20 protein-coding genes are annotated in these 25505 nt (G+C 65.6%); 9 read left to right on the top strand and 11 right to left on the bottom strand.

Translation table 11 applies throughout. The features are described from left to right. The 3 genes from RT688_RS21770 to RT688_RS21760 all read left to right on the top strand — a co-directional run. Window positions 1-200 (top strand): PAAR domain-containing protein (locus RT688_RS21770; RefSeq protein WP_313706929.1); only part of this gene is annotated, 200 nt, incomplete at its 5' end. 328 nt (window positions 201-528) lie between these two features. Beyond that, window positions 529-2421, top strand: coding sequence for a flagellar assembly protein A (locus tag RT688_RS21765; protein WP_313706928.1), 1893 nt, complete (start codon window positions 529-531; stop codon window positions 2419-2421). Window positions 2422-2504: 83 nt separating this feature from the next. Beyond that, window positions 2505-2987: a chemotaxis protein CheW gene (locus RT688_RS21760; RefSeq protein WP_313706927.1), complete on the top strand. Its 483-nt coding sequence runs from the start codon at window positions 2505-2507 to the stop codon at window positions 2985-2987. A 193-nt stretch (window positions 2988-3180) separates the two neighbouring features. Here RT688_RS21760 and RT688_RS21755 read toward each other — a convergent pair whose 3' ends face one another. From RT688_RS21755 to dapC, 10 genes are all read right to left on the bottom strand, one after another. Next, a complete protein-coding gene (locus RT688_RS21755) occupies window positions 3181-5163 on the bottom strand; it encodes an ATP-binding cassette domain-containing protein (protein WP_313706926.1) in 1983 nt (660 codons plus the stop codon). 127 nt (window positions 5164-5290) lie between these two features. Next, a complete protein-coding gene (prmB, locus tag RT688_RS21750) occupies window positions 5291-6181 on the bottom strand; it encodes a 50S ribosomal protein L3 N(5)-glutamine methyltransferase (RefSeq protein ID WP_313706925.1) in 891 nt (296 codons plus the stop codon). Window positions 6182-6195: 14 nt separating this feature from the next. Next, entirely contained in the window at window positions 6196-7338 is a 1143-nt protein-coding gene (gene dapE, locus RT688_RS21745; RefSeq protein WP_313706924.1) for a succinyl-diaminopimelate desuccinylase, read from the bottom strand. Beyond that, entirely contained in the window at window positions 7335-7694 is a 360-nt protein-coding gene (locus RT688_RS21740; RefSeq protein WP_313706923.1) for an ArsC family reductase, read from the bottom strand. The genes dapE and RT688_RS21740 overlap by 4 nt, the downstream gene beginning before the upstream one ends. Before the next feature lie 268 nt (window positions 7695-7962). Further along, window positions 7963-9096, bottom strand: coding sequence for a PilT/PilU family type 4a pilus ATPase (locus RT688_RS21735; RefSeq protein ID WP_313706922.1), 1134 nt, complete (start codon window positions 9094-9096; stop codon window positions 7963-7965). A gap of 82 nt (window positions 9097-9178) precedes the next feature. Next, window positions 9179-10096, bottom strand: coding sequence for a MerR family transcriptional regulator (locus RT688_RS21730; RefSeq protein WP_313706921.1), 918 nt, complete (start codon window positions 10094-10096; stop codon window positions 9179-9181). A gap of 51 nt (window positions 10097-10147) precedes the next feature. After that, window positions 10148-11380, bottom strand: a complete 1233-nt coding sequence (locus tag RT688_RS21725; protein WP_313706920.1) for an AMP-binding protein — start codon at window positions 11378-11380, stop codon at window positions 10148-10150. A gap of 4 nt (window positions 11381-11384) precedes the next feature. Continuing rightward, complete coding sequence (gene pyp, locus RT688_RS21720) at window positions 11385-11774, bottom strand: photoactive yellow protein (protein WP_313706919.1); 390 nt, start codon at window positions 11772-11774, stop codon at window positions 11385-11387. Window positions 11775-12039: 265 nt separating this feature from the next. Next, window positions 12040-12867: a 2,3,4,5-tetrahydropyridine-2,6-dicarboxylate N-succinyltransferase gene (gene dapD, locus RT688_RS21715; RefSeq protein WP_313706918.1), complete on the bottom strand. Its 828-nt coding sequence runs from the start codon at window positions 12865-12867 to the stop codon at window positions 12040-12042. A gap of 17 nt (window positions 12868-12884) precedes the next feature. Then, complete coding sequence (gene dapC / locus RT688_RS21710) at window positions 12885-14108, bottom strand: succinyldiaminopimelate transaminase (RefSeq protein WP_313706917.1); 1224 nt, start codon at window positions 14106-14108, stop codon at window positions 12885-12887. 129 nt (window positions 14109-14237) lie between these two features. Between dapC and RT688_RS21705 the strand changes: the two genes are divergently transcribed. Beyond that, window positions 14238-14987: a YoaK family protein gene (locus RT688_RS21705; RefSeq protein WP_313706916.1), complete on the top strand. Its 750-nt coding sequence runs from the start codon at window positions 14238-14240 to the stop codon at window positions 14985-14987. A 130-nt stretch (window positions 14988-15117) separates the two neighbouring features. Here RT688_RS21705 and RT688_RS21700 read toward each other — a convergent pair whose 3' ends face one another. Continuing rightward, entirely contained in the window at window positions 15118-16191 is a 1074-nt protein-coding gene (locus RT688_RS21700) for an AraC family transcriptional regulator (RefSeq protein ID WP_313706915.1), read from the bottom strand. 75 nt (window positions 16192-16266) lie between these two features. On the opposite strand from RT688_RS21700, the gene RT688_RS21695 reads away from it, so the two are divergent. The 5 genes from RT688_RS21695 (at window position 16267) to RT688_RS21675 (ending at window position 25453) form a co-directional block, all read left to right on the top strand. Beyond that, window positions 16267-17862, top strand: coding sequence for an FAD-binding oxidoreductase (locus RT688_RS21695; RefSeq protein ID WP_313706914.1), 1596 nt, complete (start codon window positions 16267-16269; stop codon window positions 17860-17862). Between the two features lie 41 nt (window positions 17863-17903). After that, complete coding sequence (locus RT688_RS21690) at window positions 17904-19460, top strand: glycerol-3-phosphate dehydrogenase/oxidase (RefSeq protein ID WP_313706930.1); 1557 nt, start codon at window positions 17904-17906, stop codon at window positions 19458-19460. Continuing rightward, entirely contained in the window at window positions 19457-21022 is a 1566-nt protein-coding gene (locus RT688_RS21685; RefSeq protein ID WP_313706913.1) for an FGGY-family carbohydrate kinase, read from the top strand. Before RT688_RS21690 ends, RT688_RS21685 begins: the two co-directional genes overlap by 4 nt. A gap of 1378 nt (window positions 21023-22400) precedes the next feature. Beyond that, on the top strand, window positions 22401-24545 hold the full coding sequence (locus RT688_RS21680) for a DUF6531 domain-containing protein (RefSeq protein WP_313706912.1): 2145 nt from the start codon (window positions 22401-22403) through the stop codon (window positions 24543-24545). Further along, a complete protein-coding gene (locus RT688_RS21675; RefSeq protein ID WP_313706911.1) occupies window positions 24542-25453 on the top strand; it encodes a hypothetical protein in 912 nt (303 codons plus the stop codon). The genes RT688_RS21680 and RT688_RS21675 overlap by 4 nt, the downstream gene beginning before the upstream one ends. Window positions 25454-25505: the final 52 nt, after the last annotated feature.

Below are 25505 nucleotides of genomic sequence, written 5' to 3'. Positions count from 1 at the left end.
GCAAGGTCGTGAGCGTGGCCGCCAAGCATTTCACGGTGGGCGGCATCGCTGTTGCCTGTGTTGGCGACAAGACGAGCTGCCCGATCGATGGTGCCGGCACGATCGTGGAAGGGCAATCCAGGCACACAACCAATGGCGTGCCGGTGGCCTACGAGGGCCACAAGACGAACTGCGGCGCCACGCTTCGGCTACAGGCATAGCGGCAACGCACGCTCCGTGCAACGTTGGGAGCTATTATCGGCAGCGGTTTCATGTTGACCGTCGATTCTTTTTAGTTGGTGCAGCCAGCCAGTCACGTGCTGAGTCACTGGCGTTCGGGTTCGCCCGGCTTTTTCTTTGCCGCTCGTCCAGGAAACAGCGCTGTTCGCGCTCGATCAATCCCTTTCTCTTGACACAAGAGGTATTGTTTCGCGCGAAATATTGTTGATCATTATTTATTTATGATCGACAACATGGTAGGCTAGCCCGCTCCTACCCTTGCCGCATTGGCCAGCCCAAGGGCGAGTCACACTCACCTGGAGCGCAAACGTGTCCGATCCCGCCGTTGCCATTCCTCCCGCCGCGCCGGCGACGCGGTTTGCTTCCGCCGGTCCGGCGCATTGCATCGACCAGCGCCCGGACGGCGTGTACGCCGATCCCGCCGTGCTCGGCACGACCTTGCTGGCGGCCGTCGACGGCCTGCTGCGCGCAGGCCGCTACTTCGTCGGCCTCGACTATCCGGTACTGATCAAGGCCCTGTTCGACAGCGGGCCGGCCCTGCCTGTCGGGCCGGACGGCGTGGCGCGGGTGCGCCTGGCCGACGACATCGTGCCGTTCAACGCACAGCGCCGCGCCCTCTACCGTTCCGTGCGCATCATGGGCGGCGCCGCCGAGTACTGCTTCGAGCCGGTGCACCTCGCCGGCGCCGACGGCGAGCCCGAGGTGGCGGCGCGCCTGGATATCGACGAATTCGTGGCCGACATGTGGCTCAAGGGGATCCGTTTCGGCATCGACATCGCCGCGGTGCGCGCCGCGATCGCGCTCGGCAACGCCGGCCGCATCGTCGTCGCGCGGCGCCTGGAGCCGGTGGCGGGGATCGACGCCAGCGTGATCGAGGTGTCCGAGGATATCCACCGCAGCAACGCGCCGCGCCAGCTGGCCAACGGCAAGCTCGACCTGGTGAGTTTCCAGAACCGCTTCCCGCAGGTGCAGGCCGGCACCCGCCTGCTGCAGAAGCTGCCGCCGCGCGTCGGCACGCCGGGCTTCGAGATCTCGGGCATCCGCATCGCGCCGGCCGCGCCGCGCGACCTCGATTTCGCGGCGTATGCCGGGGCCGGCACCAGCGTCGAGAGGCACGATGGGAACGATTACCTGGTCGCCCTGCGCACCGGCTTCCTGAACGTGGACGGCAAGACGCGCCGGATCTCGGTCGACGACAAGATCGTCAGCCGCGACGGCGTGAGCGTGCGCACCACCGGCAACCTGCAGCTGACCGGCGACTACGAGGAGTTCGGCGAGGTGCAGGAAAAGCGCATCATCGAGGGTGCCGGCATCACCGTGCATGCCGACGTCTACGGCGAGATCGTTTCGCGCGGCGGCAGCGTGCGCCTGCGCGCCAACCTGGTCGGCGGGCGTGCGTTCAACCGGCAGGGCGACATCGCGGTCGACGGCGTGGCGTCGTCGGCGACCATCCAGGCGCTGGCCGGCACGGTGACCCTGCAGCGCGCCGAGAACTGCGTGGTGGCGGCGACGCGCGTCTGCATCGAGCAGGCGGTCAACTGCGACATCGTCGCCGAGGAGATTTCGATCGGCAGCGCGGAGGGCTGCGCGCTCGCCGCGCGCCGGGTGCGCATCGACAGCGCGGCGCCATGGCGCGACAGCGAGATGCTGGTCCATGCGCTGATCGCCGAGTGCGGCCGCATCGACGAGGTGATCAAGCAGGTGCACGCGCGCCTGGCGCAGATCGGCAGCGGCATCGACCGCCACAAGGCGGAGCTGGCGCGCCTGTGCGCCGAGCCCGAAGTGCGCAAGTACCTCGGCATCGCGGGGAAGGTGCGCAGCGGGGAGATGCGCCTGGACCCGTCCCAGGCCCAGCAGTTCCAGCGGATGGGCCAGGCGGTCGGCCCGGCGCTGGCGAAGATCGGCGAGGTCGGCGCTGCGCGCAAGTCGCTCGACGCCGAGCTGGCCGAAGGGCAGGCGCTGCTGGCGCGTTTCGAGGCCCAGCGCGCCGAGCGCGCCGGCCTCACCCGGGTCGACATCGCGCGGCTGGCGGGCGACACCGAAGTGCGCACGCTGTCCTTCGATCCCGACGCGCCGCCCCTGCACCACATGGCGCCGCGCGAGATCCGCACGCGCCTGCGCGGCGCCGAGGGCAAGCGCCTGTACACGGGCGCGAGCGGCCGCTACCGCTGGAACGGTGAAGAAGGCGCAATGCCCGGTTAATGTCTCGTGGAAATGTTGACTGCTCGCAATGGCTGGGGCGGCGGCACGGCATAGCATGGGGTCTGTTCGTGAAAGGACCCATCATGCACAAGGACACTGCGATCTCTGGCCCGGCGGGCAATGAATTCCTCAGCTTCACGCTCGGCGGCCTCGCGTATGGGCTGGATTTCGGCAAGGTGCAGGAACTGCGGGTGCTCAAGTCGCTCGAGCGCTTCTCCGACGGCGGCGAGATCATCAGCGGCGTTGCGGTATCGCGCGGCGTCATCATGCCGATCGTCGACATGCGCGCGGCGTTCTGCGGTCACCCGGTGCTTACCACGCCGATGACCGACGTGATCATCCTGAAGCTGTCGACCTGCGTGATGGGGATGGTGGTGGACGGCATCACCGACGTGGTGACGCTCCAGCCCGACCAGATCTCGCCGATCCCCGGCGCCGACGGCGGCGCCATCGATTACCTGATCGGGCTCGGCGTCGCCAATGGAAGGCGGCTCATCCTGGTGGACATCGACCGGTTGATGTCGATCGATCGCGGGGTGAAGGGTGGGGCGAGGCAGGTGGCGTGACGGCGGGTTTGCCTCTTTTCGAATGGTGAGACAGCGTGGACACAGGTGTTTACCCTACGAAAAGCGGTTTTGTAGGGTGGACTCCCGAGTCCACGCGGTAGCGCGTTCGAATAGTCGAATCCGAACCGGTAGGCCAACCAGTTCGTAGGGTGGGTTCTCGAACCCACCGTAGAGCGCCCGGATAGTCGACCGCTTACGCCGCCAACCCCTCCAGCTGCTCCTGCAACTCCAGCCACTCGTTCTCCAGCGTCCCCAAATCGCGCACGCAAAAGGCCTGGTCCGCCACCAGGTTCTTCAGCTCGTCCTTCTTGTCCGCCTCGTAGATCGCCGGCTCCAGCAGGCGCGCGTCGATCTCGGCCTTCTTCGCATTCAGCTTGGCCATCTGCTCCTCCAGGCGCTTGATGCGGTTCTCGATCGGCTTCTTCAGCGCCGCCATGCGCTGGCGTTCCTCGGCTTCCAGGCGCTTCTGCTCCTTGCGGTCGACGGCGGGGACAGGGGCGGCAGCGGCTGCAGCAGGCTGGTTCGATTTAGCCGCCACCGGCAGCACTTCCGTGCCTTTGCCCAGCTTGGTCTGGAACAGCCAGTCCTTGTAGTCGTCGAGGTCGCCGTCGAACGGCTGCAGCTTGCCGTCGGCGACGATAATGAACTGGTCGGTGGTGGCGCGCAGCAGGTGGCGGTCGTGCGAGACCACGACCAGCGTGCCCTCGAACTGGGCCAGAGCGAGCGTCAGTGCCTCGCGCGTTTCCAGGTCCAGGTGGTTCGTCGGTTCGTCCAGCAGCAGCAGGTTCGGGCGCTGCCAGACGATCAGGGCCAGCGCCAGGCGCGCCTTTTCGCCGCCCGAGAAGGGCCGGATCGGGCTGGTCACCATGTCGCCCGGGAAGTTGAAGCCGCCCAGGAAGTTGCGCAGTTCCTGCTCGCGCGTGGTCGGCGCGATCTTTTGCAGGTGCCACAGCGGCGACTCGTCGTGGCGCAGCATCTCGACCTGGTGCTGGGCGAAGTAGCCGATGACCAGGCCCTTGCCGAGCGTCGCGGTGCCGGCGAGGGGCGCCAGTTCGTTGGCGATCGTCTTGATCAGCGTGGACTTGCCGGCGCCGTTCACGCCAAGCAGGCCGATGCGCTGGCCGGTCTGCAGCGAGAAGTTCACGCGGTGCACGATGACCTTGCCGTCGATCTTGTCGCCATGCGCGTCGAGGATCGGATAGCCGGCATCGACGTCTTCCATCACCAGCAGCGGGTTCGGTGCGGAGAGCGGTTCGCGGAACTCGAACGAGAACTCGGCGGCCGCGCGCAGCGGCGCCAGCTCTTCCATCTTGGCCAGCGCCTTCATGCGGCTCTGGGCCTGGCGCGCCTTGGTGGCTTTCGCCTTGAAGCGGTCCACGAACGACTGCAGGTGGGCGCGGGTGCGCTGCTGCTTCTCGTAGGCGGCCGCAGCCAGCACCAGGTGGGCGGCGCGCTGGCGCTCGAAGGCGGAGTAGTTGCCCGAGTAGCGCTTCAGTTTCTGCTCGTCGATGTGAACGACGACGTTCACGATCTCGTCGAGGAAGTCGCGGTCGTGCGAGATGATGATCAGGGTGCCGCTGTAGCGCTTGAGCCAGTCTTCCAGCCAGATGATGGCATCCAAATCCAGGTGGTTCGTCGGTTCGTCCAGCAGCAGCAGGTCGGAAGGGCACATCAGCGCCTGGGCCAGGTTCAGGCGCATGCGCCAGCCGCCCGAGAAGCTCTTCACCGGCTGCTGCATCTGGTCGAGCGAGAAGCCCAGGCCCAGCAGCAGCTGCTCGGCGCGCGACTGCACGGTGTAGGCGTCGGCGTCGGCCAGCGCGCCGTGCACCTCGCCCAGCGCCATGCCGTGCGCGGCCTGGTCCGGGTGGGCTTCCAGCCGTTCGAGTTCGGCCTGCAGGCGGCGCAGGTTGACGTCGCCGTCGATCGCGTACTCCAGCGCCGGCCGGTCGAGCGCCGGCGTTTCCTGCGCCACGTAGGCCATGCGCCACTTGGCGGGGAAGTCGATCTCGCCCTGGTCGGGATGCAGTTCGCCGCGCAGCATCGCGAACAGGCTGGATTTGCCGGCGCCGTTGGCGCCGATCAGGCCGATCTTGTCGCCGGGGTTCAGGGTGAGGTCGGCGCTCTCGAGCAGCGGCTTGGTGCCGCGCATCAGGCTGACGTTCTGGAAACGGATCATTGTCGTTAAAGCCTTGGGGTACGTAGGTGCGTAGGGTGGGCGGCTACGCCGCCCACGCGTTCAACCAGCGTAAGCGTGATGCAAAGATGATTTGAACGCGTGGGCAGGAGACCTGCCCACCCTAAGGTTATTGCGCTTGCAGCTGTTCGGCGGTGAGCAGGAATACCGCCTCGTCGCCCGCGCTCGTGGTGAGCCAGGTCAGGCCCAGGTGGCCGAAGGCGGCTTCGGCGAATTCGACCTCGTTGCCGATCTCGACCACCAGCACGCCTTCCGGCGTCAGGCGCTCGGCGGCGCCGGCCACGATCTTGCGCACCAGGTCCATGCCGTCCTCGCCGCCGTGCAGGGCGATCTGCGGCTCGCGCAGGTATTCCGGCGGCAGCTTGGCCATCGACGAGGCGTTCACGTACGGCGGATTCGTCACGATCAGGTCGTACTTCTTGAACGGCACGTTCTGGTACAGGTCGGACTCGATCGGGTTCACGCGGCCTTCCAGCTTGTACTCGCGGATGTTGCGCTCGGCCACGGCCAGCGCGTCCTTCGAGATATCGATGGCGTCGACCACCGCGTTCGGGAAAGCGTCGGCCATCATGATCGCCAGGCAGCCGGAACCGGTGCACAGTTCGAGCACGTTCTCGACGGCGTCGCTGTCGCTGACCCAGGGGCTGAAGCGCTCCGGGATCAGTTCGGCGATGAAGGAGCGCGGCACCAGCACGCGCTCGTCGACGTAGAACTCGTAGCTGCCGAGCCAGGCCTGGTTGGTGATGTAGGCGGCCGGCACGCGCTCGGTGGCGCGGCGCTCGATCACCTGCAGCACCTGCAGCACTTCCTCCGGCAGCAGTTTGGCGTCGAGGAAGGGATCGAGCCGGTCGAGCGGCAGCTTGAGGGTGTGCAGCACCAGGTAGGCGGCTTCGTCGAAGGCCTCGGCGCTGCCGTGGCCGAAGAACAGCTTGGCGGCGTTGAAGCGGGTGACGGCGTAGCGCAGCAGGTCGCGCGGGGTGCTGAAGGTCGTGGTGGTCATGGCTTGTTCTTTCTTTAGGCGGCCAGCAGATGCTCGAGCGTGCGGCGGTAGACGTTCTTCAAGGGGTCGACGAAGCGCAGCTCGACGTGCTCGTCGATCTTGTGGATGCTGGCGTTGGGTGGGCCGAATTCTATCACCTGGGGGCAGATGCGGGCGATGAAGCGCCCGTCCGAGGTGCCGCCAGTGGTCGACAGTTCGGTCGAGACGCCCGTCTCGTCGTGAATGGCCTTGCACACCGCGTCCGACAGCGTGCCCTTCGGCGTCAGGAAGGGCTGGCCGGACAGGGTCCACTCCAGGTCGTACTCGAGGCAGTGGCGGTCGAGGATCGCGTGCACCCGCGCTTCCAGGCCCTCGGCGGTTGACGCCGTCGAGAAGCGGAAGTTGAAGTCGATCGTCATGTGGCCCGGGATGACGTTGTTCGCGCCGGTGCCCGCATGGATGTTCGAGATCTGCCAGGTGGTCGGCGCGTAGTACTCGTTGCCTTCGTCCCAGACCTCGGCGGCCAGCTCGGCCAGCGCCGGCGCGGCCTGGTGGATCGGGTTGCGCGCCAGGTGCGGGTAGGCGATGTGGCCCTGCACGCCCTTGATGACCAGGTGGCCCGAGAGCGAGCCGCGGCGGCCGTTCTTGATCATGTCGCCCAGGATGTGGCTGGAGGTCGGCTCGCCGACGATGCAGTAGTCGAGCGTCTCGCCGCGTTCCTCGAGGATGTCGCAGACCACCACGGTGCCATCCACGGCCGGGCCTTCCTCGTCGCTGGTGATGAGGAAGGCGATCGAGCCCTTGTGGTCGGGATGGATGGCCACGAATTCCTCGCAGGCGACGACCATGGCCGCGATCGAGGTCTTCATGTCGGCCGCGCCGCGCCCGTAGAGCTTGCCGTCGCGGACGGTCGGCGTGAACGGGTTCGAGCCCCATTGCTCGACCGGGCCGGTCGGCACCACGTCGGTGTGGCCGGCGAATACCAGCACCGGCGATTCGGTGCCCTTGCGTGCCCACAGGTTGGTCACGCCGTTCGATTCGATGGTCTCGCAGCGGAATCCGAGCGGCGCCAGCAGCTCGGCCAGGCGCTGCTGGCAGCCCTTGTCGTGCGGCGTGATCGAGTCCAGCGCGATCAGTTCGTGCGCCAGGTCGAGGGTGCGCGAGGGCTTGGCGATCATGCCGCCTCCGCGAAGATGCGGGCGTACTGGTCGGCGGAGAAACCGACGTTCAGGGGACCGGCGCCTTCGAGCACGGGGCGTTTGATGACGGACGGATTCTCCAGCATCAGCTCCAGGGCGGCGGCCTTGTCGGTGATCGCGGCCTTGCGCTCGTCCGGCAGGTTACGCCAGGTCATCCCCTTGCGGTTGACCAGCACCTCCCAGTCCAACTGCTCAAGCCAGCTTGCCGCCAGTTCGCGCGGCAGGCCCTGTTTCTTGAAGTCGTGGAATTCGAAGTCATGGCCGTGCTCGGCCAGCCAGGTGCGTGCTTTCTTGACGGTGTCGCAGTTGGGGATTCCGTAGAGGGTCTTTTTCATTGGCGTAATTAGTGCGTGGCAAGACTAGCTTGCGGTAATGCGGTGGTTCGGGAAGCGGCGAGAATAGCACAGGCGGGGGAGGCCTGTTCGATTGATATTCCTCGGCAATTTTTAGGTGGGACGTAGGGTGGACGGGTCTCCCGTCCACGCGTTCAACGAACGGATGATTTGTCGCGACAGATCAACTTATGGTTGAACGCGTGGACGGCGAAGCCGTCCACCCTACTGGTCTGATCGACGAATGCGGTCGAAACCGGACCGGCGCTGCTCAACCGTTCAGCGTGAACTCGGTAAACGTCGGCGCCGCCGGCTCATCCGGCTTGTTCTGCTCTTCACTCTTGGCCGGCCCATTGTTCATCAGCCACAGCAGGTTGGTCGCCGAATCGGCATTCGCCAGCGCTTCCTCCTGCGTCACCAGCCCGGCCTGCACCAGCGCCAGCAGCGCCGCTTCGAACGACTGCGAGCCGGGCGACAAACTCTTGTCCATCGCTTCCTTGATCTGGGAAAGCTCGCCCTTCTCGATCAGGTCGGCGATGTAGCGGGTATTGAGCATCACTTCGACCGCCGGCTGGCGCGTGCCGCCGGCCGCTGCGCGCACCAGGCGCTGCGAGACGATGGCTTTCGTGGCCGAGGCCAGGTCCTGCAGCAGGGCGGGGCGGTTCTCGATCGGATAGAAGCTGATGATGCGGTTCAGCGCGTTGTAGCTGTTGTTCGCGTGCAGCGTGGCGACCACCAGGTGGCCGGACTGGGCGTAGGCCAGGGCGGCGGTCATGGTCTCGCGGTCGCGGATTTCGCCGATCAGGATCACGTCCGGCGCCTGGCGCAGCGAATTGCGCAGGGCGATCTCGAAGTCGAGCGCGTCGCTGCCGATCTCGCGCTGGTTGACGATCGACTTCTTGTTCTTGAACAGGTATTCGATCGGGTCTTCCAGCGTCAGGATGTGGCCGGTGCGCTGTTCGTTGCGGTAGTCGAGCATCGAGGCGATGGTGGTCGACTTGCCCGAGCCGGTGGCGCCGACCACCAGCAGCAGGCCGCGCTTTTCCATGATCAGCTCAAGCAGCACGGGCGGCAGGCCCAGCTCGCCCAGCGGCGGAATGCTTGCCGGCACGAAGCGGAACACGGCCGAGATGCTGCCGCGCTGGCGGAAGGCCGAAAGGCGGAAGCGCCCCAGGTTGGGCATCGAGATACCCATGTTCAGCTCGTTGTTGCGGTCGAGTTCTTCCAGCTGTTCCGGCGTTGTCACTTCCGACAGCAGCGACAGGATGTTGTCCGGGTCGAGCTTGTGCTGGTTGATCGGGATGAGGTTCCCGTTGATCTTGATGTGGACGGGTGAATTCACCGCGAAGAACATGTCCGAAGCGTTCTTTTCCTTCATCAACTGGAACAGGCGTTCGACCATCATGGCTATCGATCCTTTGCTTCGCGGTAAATAAATGGTGCAAGGATTCTAACCCAGTGCACCGCGCCCGGGCCAGGCGCGGTGCTCAGGACGCGCCGTCGCGCCAGCGCGCCAGTGCCTGGCGGCCGCTGTCCAGGGTCGGCAGCAGGACCAGGTTGTCGATCGGCGCCAGGCCGCCGATGCCGGCGCCGCCGGCCCACAGCGCCACCTGCGGCGGCAGCAGCGCACGCAGCTCCTGCAGCGATGCGGCCAGCTGGCGGCGCGGGTAGGCGGCGGAAAACGACAGCGCGACGATGTCGGCCTCGTGCATGGCGGCGGCGCGCAGGATGCTCGGCAGGGGTGTGTCGGTGCCCAGCGAAATGCAGCTGGCGTCGTCCAGCGCGAGCAGCGCTTCGGCCATCATCAGCCCGAGCCCATGGGTTTCGCCGGCCAGGGTGGTCAGCAGGATCTTCGGCGCGCGTCCGGCGGCGGGCAAGGCGGCGATCGCCTGGCGCAGGACGCGCGTCATGACCTCGGTATAAAAATGTTCGTCGGCGACGTCGAAACGGCCTTCCTGCCAGCCGGTGCCGACCGCCGCGGTCAGGGGCGCCGCGATGTCCTCGACAAAGCGGTCGAGGCCCTGGCGGACGAGGTGCTGTTGCAGCGCATCCTGCAAGGTGGCGGGATCGCGCTCGAGCGTGGCCAGCAGATCGTCGAGCGGCGCGTTCTCCTGTCCGGCGTCGCGGCCTGGCGCGGCCGGTGCACGCGCCAGCAGCGCGGCCAGTTCCCCGGCCGGGAGCCGCGCCAGGCGGCCCGGCCGCAAGCCCTGGTCCATCAGGCGCTTCATCAGGCGCAGGCGCTCGACCTGCTCGCGCGGATAGCAGCGCTCGCCGTTGGCGTCGCGTTCCGGCGTCGGAAAGCCGTAGCGCTTTTCCCAGACGCGCAGCACGTCCTTCGACAACCGGGTTTCGCGCTCGACCGCGGCGATGCTGAGGGGAGAGGGGGCGTTCATGATGGCAGGCATTCTAACCGCCGCGCTCGGGCCGCGGGAAGCGCATCCGCCGCGCCGCGGTCCTCATGCGATCGTCCAGTCGGCCGCCTTGCCCATGGCGTTGCAGGGCAGCCGGGCGCCGAGCGTCAGCGCCCGTGGCCGCTGCGCGGCCGGCAGCCGGGTGTCGATCCAGGCGCGCAGGCGCTCGACCAGCGCGCGGTCTTCCACGTTCCCCGCGCGCGGCACGATGAAGGCCTTCAGGCGAATGCCTTCGTCGGGCCCCATCAGGCGCACCGCGGCGTCGAGCACCTCGGGATGTTCGAGCAAGACCTCGCGCACCTGCGACGGAAAGACGTTCACGCCGCCGACCTGGACCGCGCCGTCGCAGCGCGCGCCCACAAGGAACGCGCGTTCGCCGCGCCAGGCGAGGGTATCCTGGGCGGCCAGCGCCTCGGTGCCGCCGCCGGGAAGGCTGCGCAGCAGTGTCCCGCCGTCCTGGCCGCCGCGCGCCAGGTAGGGAAACAGGCGGTAGTCGTCCTGGTGCGAGCGGCGCCAGCCCAGCCCGCCGGTTTCGGACGAGCCATAGACCTGGACCAGCGCGGCCAATCCCTGTCGGGTCGCCGCGGCGCAGACGCCGTCCGGACAAGGCGCGGTGGAACTGACGCCGACGACGTCGTCCCGGAACCGCTCCCCCGCGGCCACGGCGGCCTGCCAGAACTGGGGATGGGCGATCACCAGGTCGCCCGGCATCGCCAGTTGCGCGAGCTGGGACGGCAGGCGCGTGCGGATGCCGAGCACCGCGTCCGGCGCCAGGCCGAGGTGGCGCGGCAGCAGCTGGGTGAACAGGAAACCGAAGATATGGTGGCTGGGAACCGCGGCCAGCACGCGGCGCCGGTTCGGGAGCAGCGTGGCGAGCGCCATCGCCTCCTGCTCCAGCTTGTCCATGGCATGCAGGCAGCGCTTGGGCTGGCCGGTGCTGCCGGAGGTGCTGAAGACCATGTCGGCGTCGCGGTATTGCAGCGCCAGCGTGGCGATATCGGCCCAGTCGCCCAGGGTGCGGCGCGCCAGCAGGTAGTCTTCGATGCCGCTGTGGTGCATCTGCAGCGACGCGGCCAGGGCGCCGGCGACGTGCATGAACTCGAGCGAATCGAGGCCGAGGTCGTGTTCCAGCGACAGCGATTCGTTCCAGGTGCGCGCCTGGAGCATGGGGTCGTGGCGCAATGCCGCCAGTTCGGAGGCCACCAGGTCGCCGATGAAGCGGACCAGGGCGGGCCGCGCCGTCCACCACGGCGCAGGGAGCGTAGCCGGGTCGTGCATGGTCTTACAGGCGCTTGACGAAGATCCAGTAGGTGCCGTCGCTGATCGCCTTCTTCATGTGGATCTTCACCTTGGTCGGATTCATCTTGTAGTCGAACACGTATTCGAACATGGTGTTCAGGGTATTGGTGCGCACGCCGGCATCGAACACGCCCTTGAACTTCGAGGTGTTGGTGCAGGGCGCGACGTCGCGGAAGAAATTGCTGCCGATGACGGCGGCGGCATTGCGTCCGGTGATCTGTGCCTCGGCCTCGTTGTAGCGCAGGATCTTGCCTTGCGCATCGAGCTGGATCGCGCCGAAGGCCAGGTCATCGATCTGCTTGGCCGACATCGCCGACAGCTTGTTGTCGATATCGTCCTTTCCGAATGCGATCACGTTCATGTTTGCGTTCATGCTGTTCCTCCAAAATAGGTTGCGTCGTTTGTCTAGGACAAAACGAGATTATACGTTACCTTCTGGAAATAAAAAGTGTGTTGATGAAATTTTGTCTTGGACAACTAAAGTGCGTGAACGTACGGATGGGGATGACGTACGCGTTGCGCGGTCGGCGGGGAGGCGAAGGAAGGGAAAGAAAGAGAGCGCCGGCCAGTGGGGAACGGGCCGGCGAGGCCCGGGCCAGCTTGCGTGGCCCGGAAGCGGCGCAGGGCGCCGCCTGGAATCAGATGCCGCGCAGCAGCTCGTTGATGCCCGTCTTGGCGCGCGTCTTGGCGTCGACCTGCTTGACGATGACGGCGCAGTACAGGCTGTACTTGCCGTCGCTTGAGGGCAGCGAGCCCGACACCACGACCGAACCGGCCGGCACGCGGCCGTAGGTGACTTCGCCGGTTTCGCGGTTGTAGATCTTGGTCGACTGGCCGATGTACACGCCCATCGAGATCACCGAGTTCTCTTCGACGATCACGCCTTCGACGATTTCCGAACGGGCGCCGATGAAGCAGTTGTCTTCGATGATGGTCGGATTCGCCTGCATCGGTTCCAGCACGCCGCCGATGCCGACGCCGCCCGACAGGTGGACGTTCTTGCCGATCTGGGCGCAGGAGCCGACGGTGGCCCAGGTGTCGACCATGGTGCCTTCGTCGACGTAGGCGCCGATGTTCACGTAGGACGGCATCAGGACCACGTTCTTGCCGATGAAGGAGCCGCGGCGCGCGACGGCCGGCGGCACCACGCGAAAGCCCCCCTTGGCGAAGTCCTCGGCGCTGTAGTCGGCGAACTTGGTCGGGACCTTGTCGTAGAACTGCATGCCCGAACCGCCTTCGATCGGGGTATTGTTCTCGAGGCGGAACGACAGCAGCACGGCCTTCTTGATCCACTGGTTGACGATCCACTCGCCGCCTTCCTTCTGCGCCACGCGCAGGGTGCCCGCGTCGAGGCCGGCCAGCACTTCGGCCACGGCGTTGCGCACGTCGGCCGGAGCGGTCGATGGGCTGAAGTCCGCGCGCTGTTCCCACGCGGTGTCGATGATGTTCTGGAGTTGTTGGGTCATGATGGGTAATCTCTTTATCAGGAAGCTGCACGCAGGCTTTGGCAGAACTGGACGATGCGCGTGGCCGCTTCCAGCCCTTCGTCGACGCCCGCCACCAGCGCCATGCGGATGCGGTTGCGGCCCGGATTGGTCCCGTGCGCGTCGCGCGCGAGGTAACTGCCGGGCAGAACCGTCACATTATATTCGGCGTAGAGACGGCGTGCGAACTCGGTGTCGGAAAGGCCGGTGCGCCGCACGTCGGCCCACAGGTAGAAGCCGGCGTCGGGCAGTTCGACGTCGAGCACTTCGCGCAGCATCGGGGTGATCAGCTTGAACTTTTCCTTGTACAGCGTGCGGTTGTCCTGCACGTGCGCTTCGTCGTTCCAGGCCGCGATCGAGGCCGCCTGCACCGGCGGCGACATGGCGCCGCCGCAGTAGGTACGGTAGAGCAGGAATTTCTTCGTCACCTGCGGGTCGCCGGCGACGAAGCCCGAGCGCATGCCCGGCACGTTCGAGCGTTTCGACAGGCTGGAGAACACGATCAGGTTCTGGTACGGACGGTTGCCGCCGCTGCGCCCGAGCTGGTGCGCCGCTTCCAGCGCGCTCAGCGGCGGCGTCGAGCCGGAGTAGATCTCGGAATAGCATTCGTCGGCGGCGATCACGAAGCCGTGGCGGTCGGACAGTTCGAACAGCTCGCGCCAGTCTTCCAGCGTCAGCACGGCGCCGGTCGGATTGCCCGGCGAGCAGACGTAGAGCAGCTGCACGCGCGCCCAGACCTCGATCGGCACGCTGCCGTAATCGCAGGCGAAGTTGCGCGCCGGGTCGGAGTTCACGAAATAGGGCGTGGCGCCGGCCAGGTAGGCCGCGCCTTCGTAGATCTGGTAGAACGGGTTCGGGCACAGCACCAGCGCATCCGGACGGCCGGCGTCGATCACGGCCTGAGCGATCGCGAACAGCGCCTCGCGCGAGCCGTTCACCGGCAGCACCATGGTGGCGGGATCGACGGCGGGAATGCCGTAGCGGCGCTCCAGCCAGCCGGCGATCGCCGCGCGCAGCGGCTCGCTGCCGACCGTGCTGGGGTAGTTGGCCAGGCCGGCGATCGCGTGGCTGAGCGCCTTCTCGATGAAGGCCGGGGTCGGGTGCTTCGGCTCGCCGATGCCGAGGCTGATCGGTGCGTAGTCGCTGCTCGGCGTCACGCCGGCGAACAGTTCGCGCAGCTTTTCGAACGGGTAGGGGTGGAGTTTTTCGAGATGTGGATTCACGACGGGTCCGTGGGCGCTTTTGCAGAAATGGATTTTCGATTATAGCGCCGGCCCGCCGATGCCGTTGCCACCATCCGAATGTTCACTTGCAGTAAGATTTAAGTACTCAACCAGGGAGTGAAAAGGACCGTGCCGATCAACACCATGCGGCGCCTTGCCGGCCACCAGCGCAGCGCGGCGGCGAACCGCCAGCTGGGCCTCGTGCTGGCGTTTGTCGCCGGCGCGATCAACGCCGGCGGCCTGCTCGCGGTCGGCCAGTACACCTCGCACGTGACGGGCATGGTCTCGTCGGTGGCCGACAACCTGGTGCTGGGGCGGCAAGACCTGGTGCCGGCGGCGCTGGCGGCGGTCGCGGCCTTCGCGCTGGGCGCGGCCAGCACCGCGCTGATGGTCAACTTCGCGCGCCGGCGCCGGCTCTACAGCGAATATGCGCTGCCGCTGCTGGTCGAGGCGGTCCTGCTGCTGGGCTTCGGCGTGCTGGGCGCGCGCCTGGCGACGCCGGCGCTGCCGTTCACGGTCGGGCTGCTGTGCTACATCATGGGCCTGCAGAACGCCCTGGTGACCAAGCTCTCTCACGCCGAGATCCGCACCACCCACATGACCGGCATCGTCACCGACATCGGCATCGAACTCGGAAAGCTCGTGTACCCGAACCGCGACCGCGGCCAGGCGCCGGTGCTTGCCAACCGGCGCCGCCTGGCGCTCCTGTGCGCGCTGCTGGGCGCTTTCCTGGCCGGCGGCGTGGCCGGCGCGCTCGGCTTCAACTACGTCGGCTATTTGTCGACGCTGCCGCTGGCGGCGCTGCTGTGCGCGCTGGCGATCGTGCCGGCCTTCGACGACCTGGCGCGGTCGTTTGCCGGAAGCCGTTCGAAACGCTAAAGAGCGCCTGACAAAACTGCCATGGCTGCGTTGCAGCGCCTCGCCGTACCCTCGTACTGTCTTCGCGGTCCGCCGCTGCGGCGCTGCGTCGGGTGGCCGCATCCCTTGCCCTGACAGTTTGTTAGGCGCTCTAAGCCGCCCCGGCGCGTTCGCGCCAGGCGCCCGGGTTCAGTCCCGACCATTCCTTGAACGCGTGGGTGAAGGCGCTCTGCTCCTGGTAGCCGAGCAGGAAGGCGATGTCGGCCAGCGACAGCCCCGGTTGGCGCAGGTAGTCCTGGGCCAGCGCGAAACGCGCGCCGTCGAGTACGGCCTGGTAGCTGGCGCCGGCCTCGCTCAGCTTGCGCTGCAGCGTGCGCGGCGATAGCCCGAGCTCCTCGGCGATGGCGGCCAGGCGCACGCGGTCCTGGGCCAGGTTGCGGACGATGGCCGCGCGCACCTGGTCGACGATGGCTGGTTGGCTCGGTGCGCGCTGGCCGAGCAGGCGTTCGGCGTGCTGCTGCAGCACCGGGTACATCCCGACGTCGGCGTTCGGCACCGGCAGGGCGAGCAGGGCGGCGTCGAAATGCGCGGTGTTCGCCGGCGCCAGAAAGCGCGGCCGGCTGCCGAACACGCGCTGGTACTCGTCCATGGGAGCGTCGCTCGCGTGCATGAATTCGACCTGCGCCGGCGGCAACTGGCCGCCGGCGAGCCAGCGCCCGAAGGTCTGGATGCCGGCGAACACGCTTTCCACCAGGTGGCGGCTGGCCTGCGGGTAGTGGCTGATCCATGCGTAGCGCGCCTGCGCGCCGTCGACCGTGACCTGCGAGCGCCCGAGCTCGTGCGCCAGCGCCTCGTAGCGCATGGTCTGTTCCAGCGCCTGGCGCAGGTCGCGGCAGGCCAGTAGCACCAGGCCGTAGACGCTGTAGGCGCCCAGTTTCACGCATTCCCCGACGTGCAGGCCGAAGTGCGGATCGTTCGCGAGCAGCGCGCCGGCTTCCAGCAGTTTCACGTAGTCGGCGGCGGGCAGGGAATCGGGCAGCGGGCTGACGCTGGCGAGCGGCAGCCCTGCGCCGCGCGCCAGGGCTTCAGCCGTCACGCCGCGGGCGGCCGCGGCGTCGAACAGGGGCTGCAGGTAGGAGCCGGTGACGCGTCGAGGCGCGTCTGGAAGCGGGTTTGGAACCGGACATGGCGCCGGCGCTGGCGTGATCGAACAAGGCTTTGTCATAAAGGAGCAATACGTGCTCTAGGTTCTCGCTTACGCTGATAGAACTATCGACAACAAGTATAAGGGGAATCCTGCATGAGGCGGTGGAATGGCTGGGGGGAAGAAGCGGTCGAGGTGGCGCTGAACGAGCAGGCGCTGGCCTTCCTGGAGGGGCGCATCGGCAAGGGCACGCCGCCGCGCGACGCCGGCTTCGACCTGGCCTGCGCTTCGATTCCCGGCAGCCGCCTGCCGGCCCATCCCCTGGTCGACACCTCGACCGCCACCCGCGCGCTGCACGCGCTGGGCCAGAGCCTGCCCGACTGGCTGCGCCTGCGCCATGGCCGCCTCGGCCTGGCGCCCGACGGCGTCGCCTTCCCCGAGAGCGCCGGGCAGGTGCGCGCGCTGCTGGCCTACGCGCAGGCGGTTGGCGCGGCCGTGATTCCCTACGGCGGCGGCACCAGCGTCGCCGGCCACGTCAACGTGGCCGATGCGGCGCGCCCGGCGCTGTGCATCGACATGCGGCGCATGCGTTCGCTCCTGGCCCTGGACCGCGAGGCGCAACTGGCGACCTTCGGCGCCGGCGTCACCGGCCCCGACCTGGAGGCGCAACTGCGCGCGCACGGCTACACGCTCGGCCACTTCCCGCAGTCCTTCGAATATTCCACCCTCGGCGGCTGGGTCGTGACGCGCTCCTCGGGCCAGCAGTCGCTGCGCTATGGCCGCATCGAGCAACTGTTCGCGGGCGGGCGGGTCGAGACGCCGTCCGGCACGCTCGAGATCCCGACCTTTCCCGCATCGAGCGCCGGCGTCGACCTGCGCGAGATGGTGCTCGGCTCGGAAGGGCGCCTGGGCATCCTGACCGAAGCGACGGTGCGGGTGACGCGCCTGCCCGAACATGAAGCCTTCCACGCCGTGTTCTTCCCCGACTGGGAGCGCGCCGAACGGGCGGTGCGCGCGCTGGCCCAGGCCAGGCTGCCGTTGTCGATGCTGCGCCTGTCGAACGCGCCGGAGACCACGACCATGCTGGCGCTGGCTGGCCATGCGCGCCAGGTCGCCCTGCTGGAGCGCTACCTGGCCTGGCGCGGCTGCGGCGCCAGCAAATGCATGCTGATGATCGGCGCCAGCGGCGCGCTCGGCCAGGCGAAACCAAGCATGCGCGCGGCGCTGGGCATCGCGCGGGCGGCGAACGGCGTGCACGTCGGGCGCGCACTGGGCGAACGCTGGCGCCAGGGCCGCTTTCGCAACGTCTACCTGCGCAACACGGCCTGGCGCCATGGCTATGCGATCGACACCGTGGAAACCGCGGTCGACTGGCCGGGCGTGGCGCGCATGGTGGGCGCGGTCGAGGCGGCGGCAAGCGACGCTTTCGCAGCCCACGGCGAACGCGTGCATGCCTATACCCACCTGTCCCACCTCTATCCGCAGGGCGCCAGCGTGTATGCGACCTTCGTGTACCGCCTGGCCGGGGATTTCGAGACCGACCTGGCGCGCTGGCGCGACCTGAAACGCGCGGTGTCGGAAGCGATCGTCGCCGGCGGCGGCACCATCAGCCACCAGCACGGCGTGGGCCTGGACCACGCGCCCTGGTTGGCGGCGGAGAAGGGAGAGCTGGGCCTGGATGCGATGCGCGCGCTGTTCCGCCAGTTCGACCCCAGCGGCTGCATGAACCCCGGCAAGCTGGTGCTGCCGTGAGCGCGCTCTGGCCCCGCGGCTGGCGCGCCGCGCTGCCCGAAATGCTGCAACGCGAATGGGATGTGCTGGTGATCGGCGGCGGCATCACCGGCGCGGGCATCCTGCTCGAAGCATCGCGCCGCGGCCTGCGCGCGCTGCTGGTCGAACAGCGCGACTTCGCCTGGGGCACGTCGAGCCGTTCCTCGAAGCTGGTGCATGGCGGCCTGCGCTACCTGGCCCAGGGTCACGTGCGGCTCACGCGCGAGGCTGTGCGCGAACGCGAGGCCCTGCTGCGCGACGCGCCGGGCCTGGTCGAGCCGCAGCGCTTCGCCTTTCCCGACTACGGCGCCAGCGTCCGCAAGCGCCGCACGGTGCTTGCTGGGCTGGCCCTGTACGACCTGTTCGCCGGCCGCCGCGAACGGCACTGGATCGATGCCCACGACTTCGCGCTGCTGGCGCCGAACGTCGCGCGCGCGGACCTCGCCGGCGGCATGGTCTACACGGACGCCAAGACCGACGACGCCCGCCTGGTGCTGCGCACCCTGGCCGAGGCGCGCCGCCATGGCGGCGTCGCGGTCAACTACATAAGCGTGCGCTCGCTCATTCACACCGGCGGCAGGGTGGCGGGCGCGCAGCTCGTGAACGGCCTGCGCGACGATGCCGACACGCAGGCCGTGCACGAGCTGCGCGCCCGCCTGGTGATCGACGCCAGCGGCGCCTGGGCCGGGAAGCTCTCCGCCAACGGACCGCGCCTGCGCCCGCTGCGCGGCAGCCACCTGGTGCTGCCGGCCTGGCGCCTGCCGCTGGCGCAGGCGGTCAGCCTGATGCATCCCGTCGATGGCCGTCCGGTGTTCGCTTTTCCCTGGGAAGGCGCGACCTTGGTCGGCACCACCGACGTCGACCACCGCGACGGCCTGGCGAATGAGGCCGCGATCACGCGCGCCGAACTCGACTACCTGCTGGCCGCGCTGCGCGCGCAGTTCCCGCAACTGGACCTGGGCGAAGCGGACGTCCTCGCCACCTATGCCGGCGTGCGTCCCGTGGTCGACAGCGGGCCAGGCGACGCGCCTTCCAAGGCTGGACGCGAGCACGCGGTATGGTGCGGCGCCGGTCTGGTCAGCGTCGCCGGCGGCAAGCTGACCACCTTCCGCGCCATCGCCCTCGACGTGCTGCGCCAGGCGCAGCGCCAGCTGCCGGGCTGGCAGGATGATCTCGCACCCGTCCCGGTGTACGAGCAGGTCGCCTTGCCGCGCGCGCCGCGCCGCATGTCCGCGCCGCTGCTGCGCCGCCTGGCCGGCCGCCATGGCGCCCAGGCGCAGGCCCTGGTCGACGCCGCTGGCGCCGACGAGCTGGAGACGATTCCCGGCACCGAGACCCTGTGGGCGGAGCTGCGCTGGGCCGCCCGCGCGGAAGGCGTGGAGCAGCTGGACGACCTGCTGCTGCGCCGCACCCGCATCGGCTTGCTGCTGCGCGGCGGCGGCCTGGAGCACGCCGAGCGCATCCGCGCGATCTGCCAGATGGAACTCGGCTGGGACGACGCCCGCTGGGACCACGAACAGGCGGCGTACGCCGCACTCATCGCCCGTCACTATGGCTTGCCCGGACAGGAGCGACCATGAAGACTGAACCGACCATCCTCGCCATCGACAACGGCACCCAGAGCGTGCGCGCCCTGCTGTTCGACCTGCGCGGGAACATCGTCGCCAAGTGCCAGGTGCCGCTCGAGGCGTATTTCTCCATGCAGCCCGGCTGGGCCGAACACGAGCCGGAAGACTACTGGCAGGCCGTGTGCCGCGCCTGCCAGGGCCTGTGGAGCCAGCCCGGCGTGGTGCGCGCGGCGGTGCGGGCGGTGGCGGTGACGACCCAGCGCGGCACGGTGGTCAACCTGGGACGCGACGGCAAGCCGCTGCGCCCGGCGATCACCTGGCTGGACCAGCGCCGCACCGACCAGGTGCCGCCGATCGGCCCGTTCTGGCGCGCCGCCTTCAAGCTGGCGCGGGTCAACGGCACCATCGATTACTTTCGCGGCGAGGCCGAGATTAACTGGATCCGCGCCCATCAGCCCGAGATCTGGGAGGCGACCGACAAGTTCCTGCTGCTGTCGGGCTACCTGAACTGGCGCCTGTGCGGCCGCTTCGTCGACTCCAGCGGCTCCCAGGTGGCCTACCTGCCGTTCGACTACCGGCGCCACCGCTGGGCCGGCCGCCGCGACTGGAAATGGCAGGCGCTGGCGGTGGAGGCGCGCATGCTGCCGGAACTGGTCGCGCCGGGCACGCAGCTCGGCACGGTCGAGGGCGTGGCGGCCGACGCCACCGGCATCCCGCCTGGAACGCCCCTGTTCGCGGCGGCCGCGGACAAGGCCTGCGAAGTGCTGGGCGCCGGTTGCAACGAGCCCCACGTCGGCTGCCTGAGCTACGGCACCACGGCCACCATCAACACCACCAGCCGCCGCTACGTCGAGGTCACGCCCTTCGTGCCGCCGTACCCGGCTGCGATCCCCGGCGCCTACAGCACCGAGGTGCAGGTGTTTCGCGGCTACTGGATGGTCAACTGGTTCAAGGAGCAGTTCGGCCACCACGAGCAGATGCGCGCACTGCTGGAAGACGTGGCGCCCGAGGCCCTGTTCGACCAGCTCGCACAATCAGTGCCGCCCGGCTCGATGGGCCTGATGCTGCAGCCCTACTGGACGCCCGGCATCCGCGTTCCGGGGCGGGAGGCCAAGGGCGCGATCGTCGGCTTCGGCGACGTGCACACCCGCGCCCACGTGTACCGCGCGATCCTGGAGGGGCTGGCGTATGCGCTGCGCGAAGGGAAGGAGCGCATCGAGAAACGCAGCGGCGTGCGCATCACCAAATTGCGTGTCTCCGGCGGCGGTTCGCAGAGCGACGTCGCGATGCAGCTGACCGCCGACATCTTCGGCCTGCCGACCGCGCGCCCGCACGTGTACGAGACCTCGGGCCTGGGCGCGGCCATCAATGCCGCCGTCGGCCTGGGGCTGTATCCAAACTTCGCCGCCGCGGTGGCGGGCATGACCCGCGTTGGGCGGGTGTTCGAGCCGGTCGCCGCGAACCGGGCGGTCTATGATCGGCTCTACAAAGAGGTTTATTGCAGGATGTATCGCAGGTTGCAGCCGCTTTATCAGGACATTGCGGCTATCACGGGGTATCCGCGTGTGTCGTGAGGGAATTGGATACTTGCTGCTCTCAGCCTGGCGCTTCGCTCCTGACCGAGAGCAGACCTGCCCCGACGTCCGCTACGACCTAAAACGGTCATCAATACGTAGTCCGTACGCTCATCCCAAGGTAATAAAGCTCTCCCTTCCATGTCCGATTTAAGGAAGATGCTGGACTAAGGACTGATTTCCGTGAACTCCTGCCTCTGGGTCAGGCCGGACAATACAGTTCAATTCATTGGCAAGGTATCGGCCATGCTGCGGACGTTGGCAAGCACGCGTCCCACGAACCCAAACGCTGAGAAAGCCGTCTTCGCCTTCTAAGAGCACTGCAGAGGTATCCTGAAGCGTATGTATTTCCAACACGGCATACGAAGCGCTTTCGGCTGCTGAAGCTCCGATAGCGATCGATAGGGCCGAAACGACTGCACCCATGTCGCTCGCCTTCACATAGGCCTCGACTCCGTTTTGATCAGAAATCATCACCCTGTGAAAGATTCGACGCTTTTCGAAGGCTTTACTATAAGTCCGCTTCTTGCGACTACGGACCAATACTAGCGTCTGCTATCGGCCGTGAATTCAACTGGTAAACGCAACGCTCCAAGACGTATAGAGGAGTTTTCACATGAAGCAGAGGTCACGCATCTATTACATGGACAGTCAGAAGCCGCTCGTGTGGGAACAATGGCACCTGGGCGATTCATTGTAAAAGATTTCCCAGCTGTTCAATCGCAACCACTTATCACTTATTTAGATTGTGGTGGAGACTGGTGGAATATGTCCAGCAAAACGATGTCGAACCCAACTAGCGCTAAGGCTGGCGGAGTGCGAAGAAATATCGCGTGCAGTCATGACTAGCAGTCTCGCGGGAAAGTGAGCAAGGAGTTTTTATGAGCATTGCATAATACTTAAATATTTTGCCAGGTATTAATTTTTTAATATATGATGGGCCGAAATAATCCGTCCTCCCGTTCACCCAGACGGTGTTTTTTACACCTATCAATAAGGCCGCATCAAGAATGATCCCCATAATTGCTATTAACGGCGCTAACTTGCGTCTGGGCTCACTTTTCGTTTCCGGAGGCCGCGCCCACTTCATCCTATTATTGTGTACGTTGCTTTGTTCTTTCAAAGTGGAGGCACAGATCGCCGCGAGCGACTATTTCTTTTCAGTAGAGCCCGGCAACATCTGGATATATGAGGGCAGCCCGGAGTCCGAGATCAGCGCTAGTGTCATAACATCAAAAACCGGACCCGTTTACCATCAGGCCAGTACGACGATACTCGAAGAAGACGTGACAGAGCTTTACGGCGAAGAGGGATTGAATAACTATGTCTTTTCACGGGGTGCTGCTGGCATAAGATTGCATTTCTTGAATATGGCAACTTGCACGCCCCATTTGACGCGCCACTATTGTTTCTTCCGAATTCTGTATCACCCGGGCAGGTGATTAACGGAACTGTGACGACAGAATGTGCCCCTGGAACGCTTACAATCGATAGGGCAGCCACGATACGAGGCATTGAGAACATCGACGTACCTGCTGGGAAATTTTCTGCGCTGCATATTGCCGAACGCAACACCTACACGTACCAAACTCCCAACGGGCCCTTTGTATTAGTTGTTGCGGATGACAGATGGCTGGCCCGTGGAGTTGGCGAGGTCAAACACCGATCGATTGAGATCGAGATCAACGGCTATCCCGTGATAGAGGGCGGGGCGCGAGAGCTTCAGTTGGTCTACTCAAATCTGGTCGAGGATGATTTCAGGGATGACGGCGAGCCCGACTGCTGTATCGGGGACCCGATCAATTTCGCCAGTGGCAATCACTTCGAGTCCGAAACCGACTATAGTAGTTCCGGTCCTTTTCCGCTGACCTTCAAACGTTACTACAATGGTCGGCAAGCGCGTCCGGGCAAAATGGGCCTCAGCTGGCAGCATAGCTATGCCTCGTCCATTATCTTTGTTCCGGCACGGGCGCCAACCTTCGCCCGGGTTCAACGCGCAAACGGTCGCTCCTACACCTTTAATAAGGGACCGACCGGATGGGCCAGCACGGGCAACGTTAACGACCGGCTTGCGGTGACGGTGTCGGGAACGGAATTGACGGGCGCGACCTATAAAACGGCGGATGGGAATACCGAGACCTATGATGCGGCAGGAAGACTGGTGGCTATTGAAGACCGCAACGGCTTGCGCCAGGAATTGACGTACCAATCGGGTTGGCTGGCTGAAGTAACAGATTCGTTCGGCCGTGCGCTCGTTTTTGAGAATGACGGCACGCACATTACTCAGGTTTCCGACCCGGCAGGTCTGCCCATTGTCTACGCACACGACCCTGAAGGCCGGCTGCGCTCCGTGACATTCCAGGATCAGTCGATGCGTAAGTATTATTACAATGAGCCTAGTCGAACCAGTAACGCTAATATTCCTCAGGCGTTGACGCGCATCGAGGACGAGGAAGGCAGGCAGATCGCCCAGTGGACCTATGACGCGCAAGGGCGCGCTACCTCATCGCAAAATGGGAACCTCGCGAATAAGGTAAGTGTCATTTATAACCGCGACGGGAGCGCCACCATCACCGACGCATCGGGTCAAACTCGTCAGTTTGGCGTGAAGAAAATCCATGGCGTTCATCGGCCCAACGAATTGTCCGCGCCTTGTAACACCTGTCGATATGGTTCTGTGAAGATCCACACGTACGACAACAATGGCAATCGGACCAGCACGGTGGATTTTTCAGGTGCGAAGACGATCTATACCTATGATTTGGCGCGCAACCTTCAGACTAGTCGCACGGAAGCGGTTGGTACAGCCGATGCTCGCACCACGACAACGGTCTGGCATGCCACTTTACGCGAACCGTTGAGCGTTTTCGAGCCCTTGCGTGTCACGAAATATACCTACGATTCCAAAGGCAACAGGAAGACGAAAACCATCCAGGCGACAACGGACAAGAACGGCTCGGAAGGCGCAGCTGCGGGCGTGACAGGACCGATTCGCAAGTGGACCTATACTTATCTTCCTAGCGGCCAGATCGAGACCATCACTGGTCCAAGGACCGATATAGTCGACCAGGTCAGATACATCTACGATGACGCGGGAAATCTGGCTTCCTTCGAAAACGCAGTTAAACACGTGACCCGGTTTCTGGATTACGACGCCAATGGACAAGCCGGGACAATCGTCGATCCAAACGGCATCGTGACCACGCGAACGTATTGGCCGCGTGGCTGGCTGCGTACGACGACGACAGGCGGCGAAACGACAAGTTATGACTACGACAAATCGGGACGTCTACAACGCGTTTCTCTGCCAAATAACTCATACATCGTCCATGGCTACGACAGCGCCGGCAGGCTAGAGCTTGTTACCGACAGCATCGGTAACAAACTGCGCTATGAATTGGACGTCAACGGTAACAGAACGCTTGAGGAAGTTACCGACCCAAGCGGCGTTTTGCGACGCAGAATCTCGCGCACGTTTTATCCGAATAATTTGTTGAAGACTGTTACTGGCGGTGCTGAATGATCAGCTATTCAAATAAAACTGGCCAGCGTATGGCACTTGTGCGCACAGTCTTGACAGCGCTGTTGGTCGTCAGTGGGATCGTTCCCGCATTTTCGCAGACGAGTCCTTCGTCGAACACGCTGTACGAGTATGACGATGCGCAAAGACTCACGCAGGCGACCGACGGATTGCAGCGCCTCACCAAGTACAACTACGATTTGTTGAACCGGGAACGCTCGCGAGAATTGCCGAGTCCTTACGTTGGCGCGCTTCGCCCGACAGTTGGGCAGGAATACGACGGACTGGATCAGGTGTCGAGCATTACTGATCCGCGCCTTCTCGTGACGCGCTACACCAACACTGGCCTTGGTGAGCAGCCGGAGCTGATTTCGCCCGATACCGGCACGACGAAACGCACCTTCGACAGTAACGGTAATCTCAAGACGCAACGCGATGCGCAAGGCAATGTCGTCACGTACAGCTACGACGCGGCCAACCGCATGACGCGCCAAGCTCCCAATGTCGGGACCGCCGTTGTATTCGAGTACGACGGTGGTGCTGCCGGGGCACCAAACGCCAAGGGCCATTTGACCAAGATAACGGATGAGTCGGGACAGACACTCTATACGTACACCGAGCTTGGTCGAGTCGCCTCGAAGACCCAGACCGTAACGGCCGGCGGCATGTCGCTGGTGCAGAAACTATCCTACGCATATGGCACAACCGGGAGTGCTACCGGAAAGGTCAGCAGCATGACCTATCCAAGTGGTAACCGGGTCAACTACCGCTACGATGACTTCGGCCGACTCTACATGATCACCATCAATCCGGTGAACGCGAGCGGCACCGGAACCAACACGGGGGTAGAGTACACGCTGCTGAAAAACGTCGAGTACACGGCGGACGGCTTGGTCAAAGGGTGGGAATGAACCGCCCCGGCTTTCGTAGAGGCCGGTTAGTGTGAGTCAGGCCGGAAGAGCC

The organism is Massilia sp. (assembly GCF_032106685.1).
GTDB lineage: Bacteria > Pseudomonadota > Gammaproteobacteria > Burkholderiales > Burkholderiaceae_D > Telluria.
Note: the sequence above shows the minus strand (reverse complement) of the source record. Positions and strands in the feature narration are given on the sequence as shown.

What these genes read in the sequence shown, in the direction of transcription:
- RT688_RS21695 (WP_313706914.1), top strand. Translation starts at nt 16,267, where the DNA reads ATGAGGCGGTGGAATGGCTGGGGGGAAGAAGCGGTCGAGGTGGCGCTG.
- dapE (WP_313706924.1), bottom strand. Translation starts at nt 7,338, where the DNA reads ATGATCGCCAAGCCCTCGCGCACCCTCGACCTGGCGCACGAACTGATC.
- RT688_RS21675 (WP_313706911.1), top strand. Translation starts at nt 24,542, where the DNA reads ATGATCAGCTATTCAAATAAAACTGGCCAGCGTATGGCACTTGTGCGC.
- RT688_RS21700 (WP_313706915.1), bottom strand. Translation starts at nt 16,191, where the DNA reads ATGACAAAGCCTTGTTCGATCACGCCAGCGCCGGCGCCATGTCCGGTT.
- dapD (WP_313706918.1), bottom strand. Translation starts at nt 12,867, where the DNA reads ATGACCCAACAACTCCAGAACATCATCGACACCGCGTGGGAACAGCGC.
- RT688_RS21690 (WP_313706930.1), top strand. Translation starts at nt 17,904, where the DNA reads ATGCTGCAACGCGAATGGGATGTGCTGGTGATCGGCGGCGGCATCACC.
- RT688_RS21685 (WP_313706913.1), top strand. Translation starts at nt 19,457, where the DNA reads ATGAAGACTGAACCGACCATCCTCGCCATCGACAACGGCACCCAGAGC.
- RT688_RS21725 (WP_313706920.1), bottom strand. Translation starts at nt 11,380, where the DNA reads ATGCACGACCCGGCTACGCTCCCTGCGCCGTGGTGGACGGCGCGGCCC.
- RT688_RS21760 (WP_313706927.1), top strand. Translation starts at nt 2,505, where the DNA reads ATGCACAAGGACACTGCGATCTCTGGCCCGGCGGGCAATGAATTCCTC.
- RT688_RS21735 (WP_313706922.1), bottom strand. Translation starts at nt 9,096, where the DNA reads ATGATGGTCGAACGCCTGTTCCAGTTGATGAAGGAAAAGAACGCTTCG.
- pyp (WP_313706919.1), bottom strand. Translation starts at nt 11,774, where the DNA reads ATGAACGCAAACATGAACGTGATCGCATTCGGAAAGGACGATATCGAC.
- prmB (WP_313706925.1), bottom strand. Translation starts at nt 6,181, where the DNA reads ATGACCACCACGACCTTCAGCACCCCGCGCGACCTGCTGCGCTACGCC.
- RT688_RS21740 (WP_313706923.1), bottom strand. Translation starts at nt 7,694, where the DNA reads ATGAAAAAGACCCTCTACGGAATCCCCAACTGCGACACCGTCAAGAAA.
- RT688_RS21730 (WP_313706921.1), bottom strand. Translation starts at nt 10,096, where the DNA reads ATGCCTGCCATCATGAACGCCCCCTCTCCCCTCAGCATCGCCGCGGTC.
- RT688_RS21755 (WP_313706926.1), bottom strand. Translation starts at nt 5,163, where the DNA reads ATGATCCGTTTCCAGAACGTCAGCCTGATGCGCGGCACCAAGCCGCTG.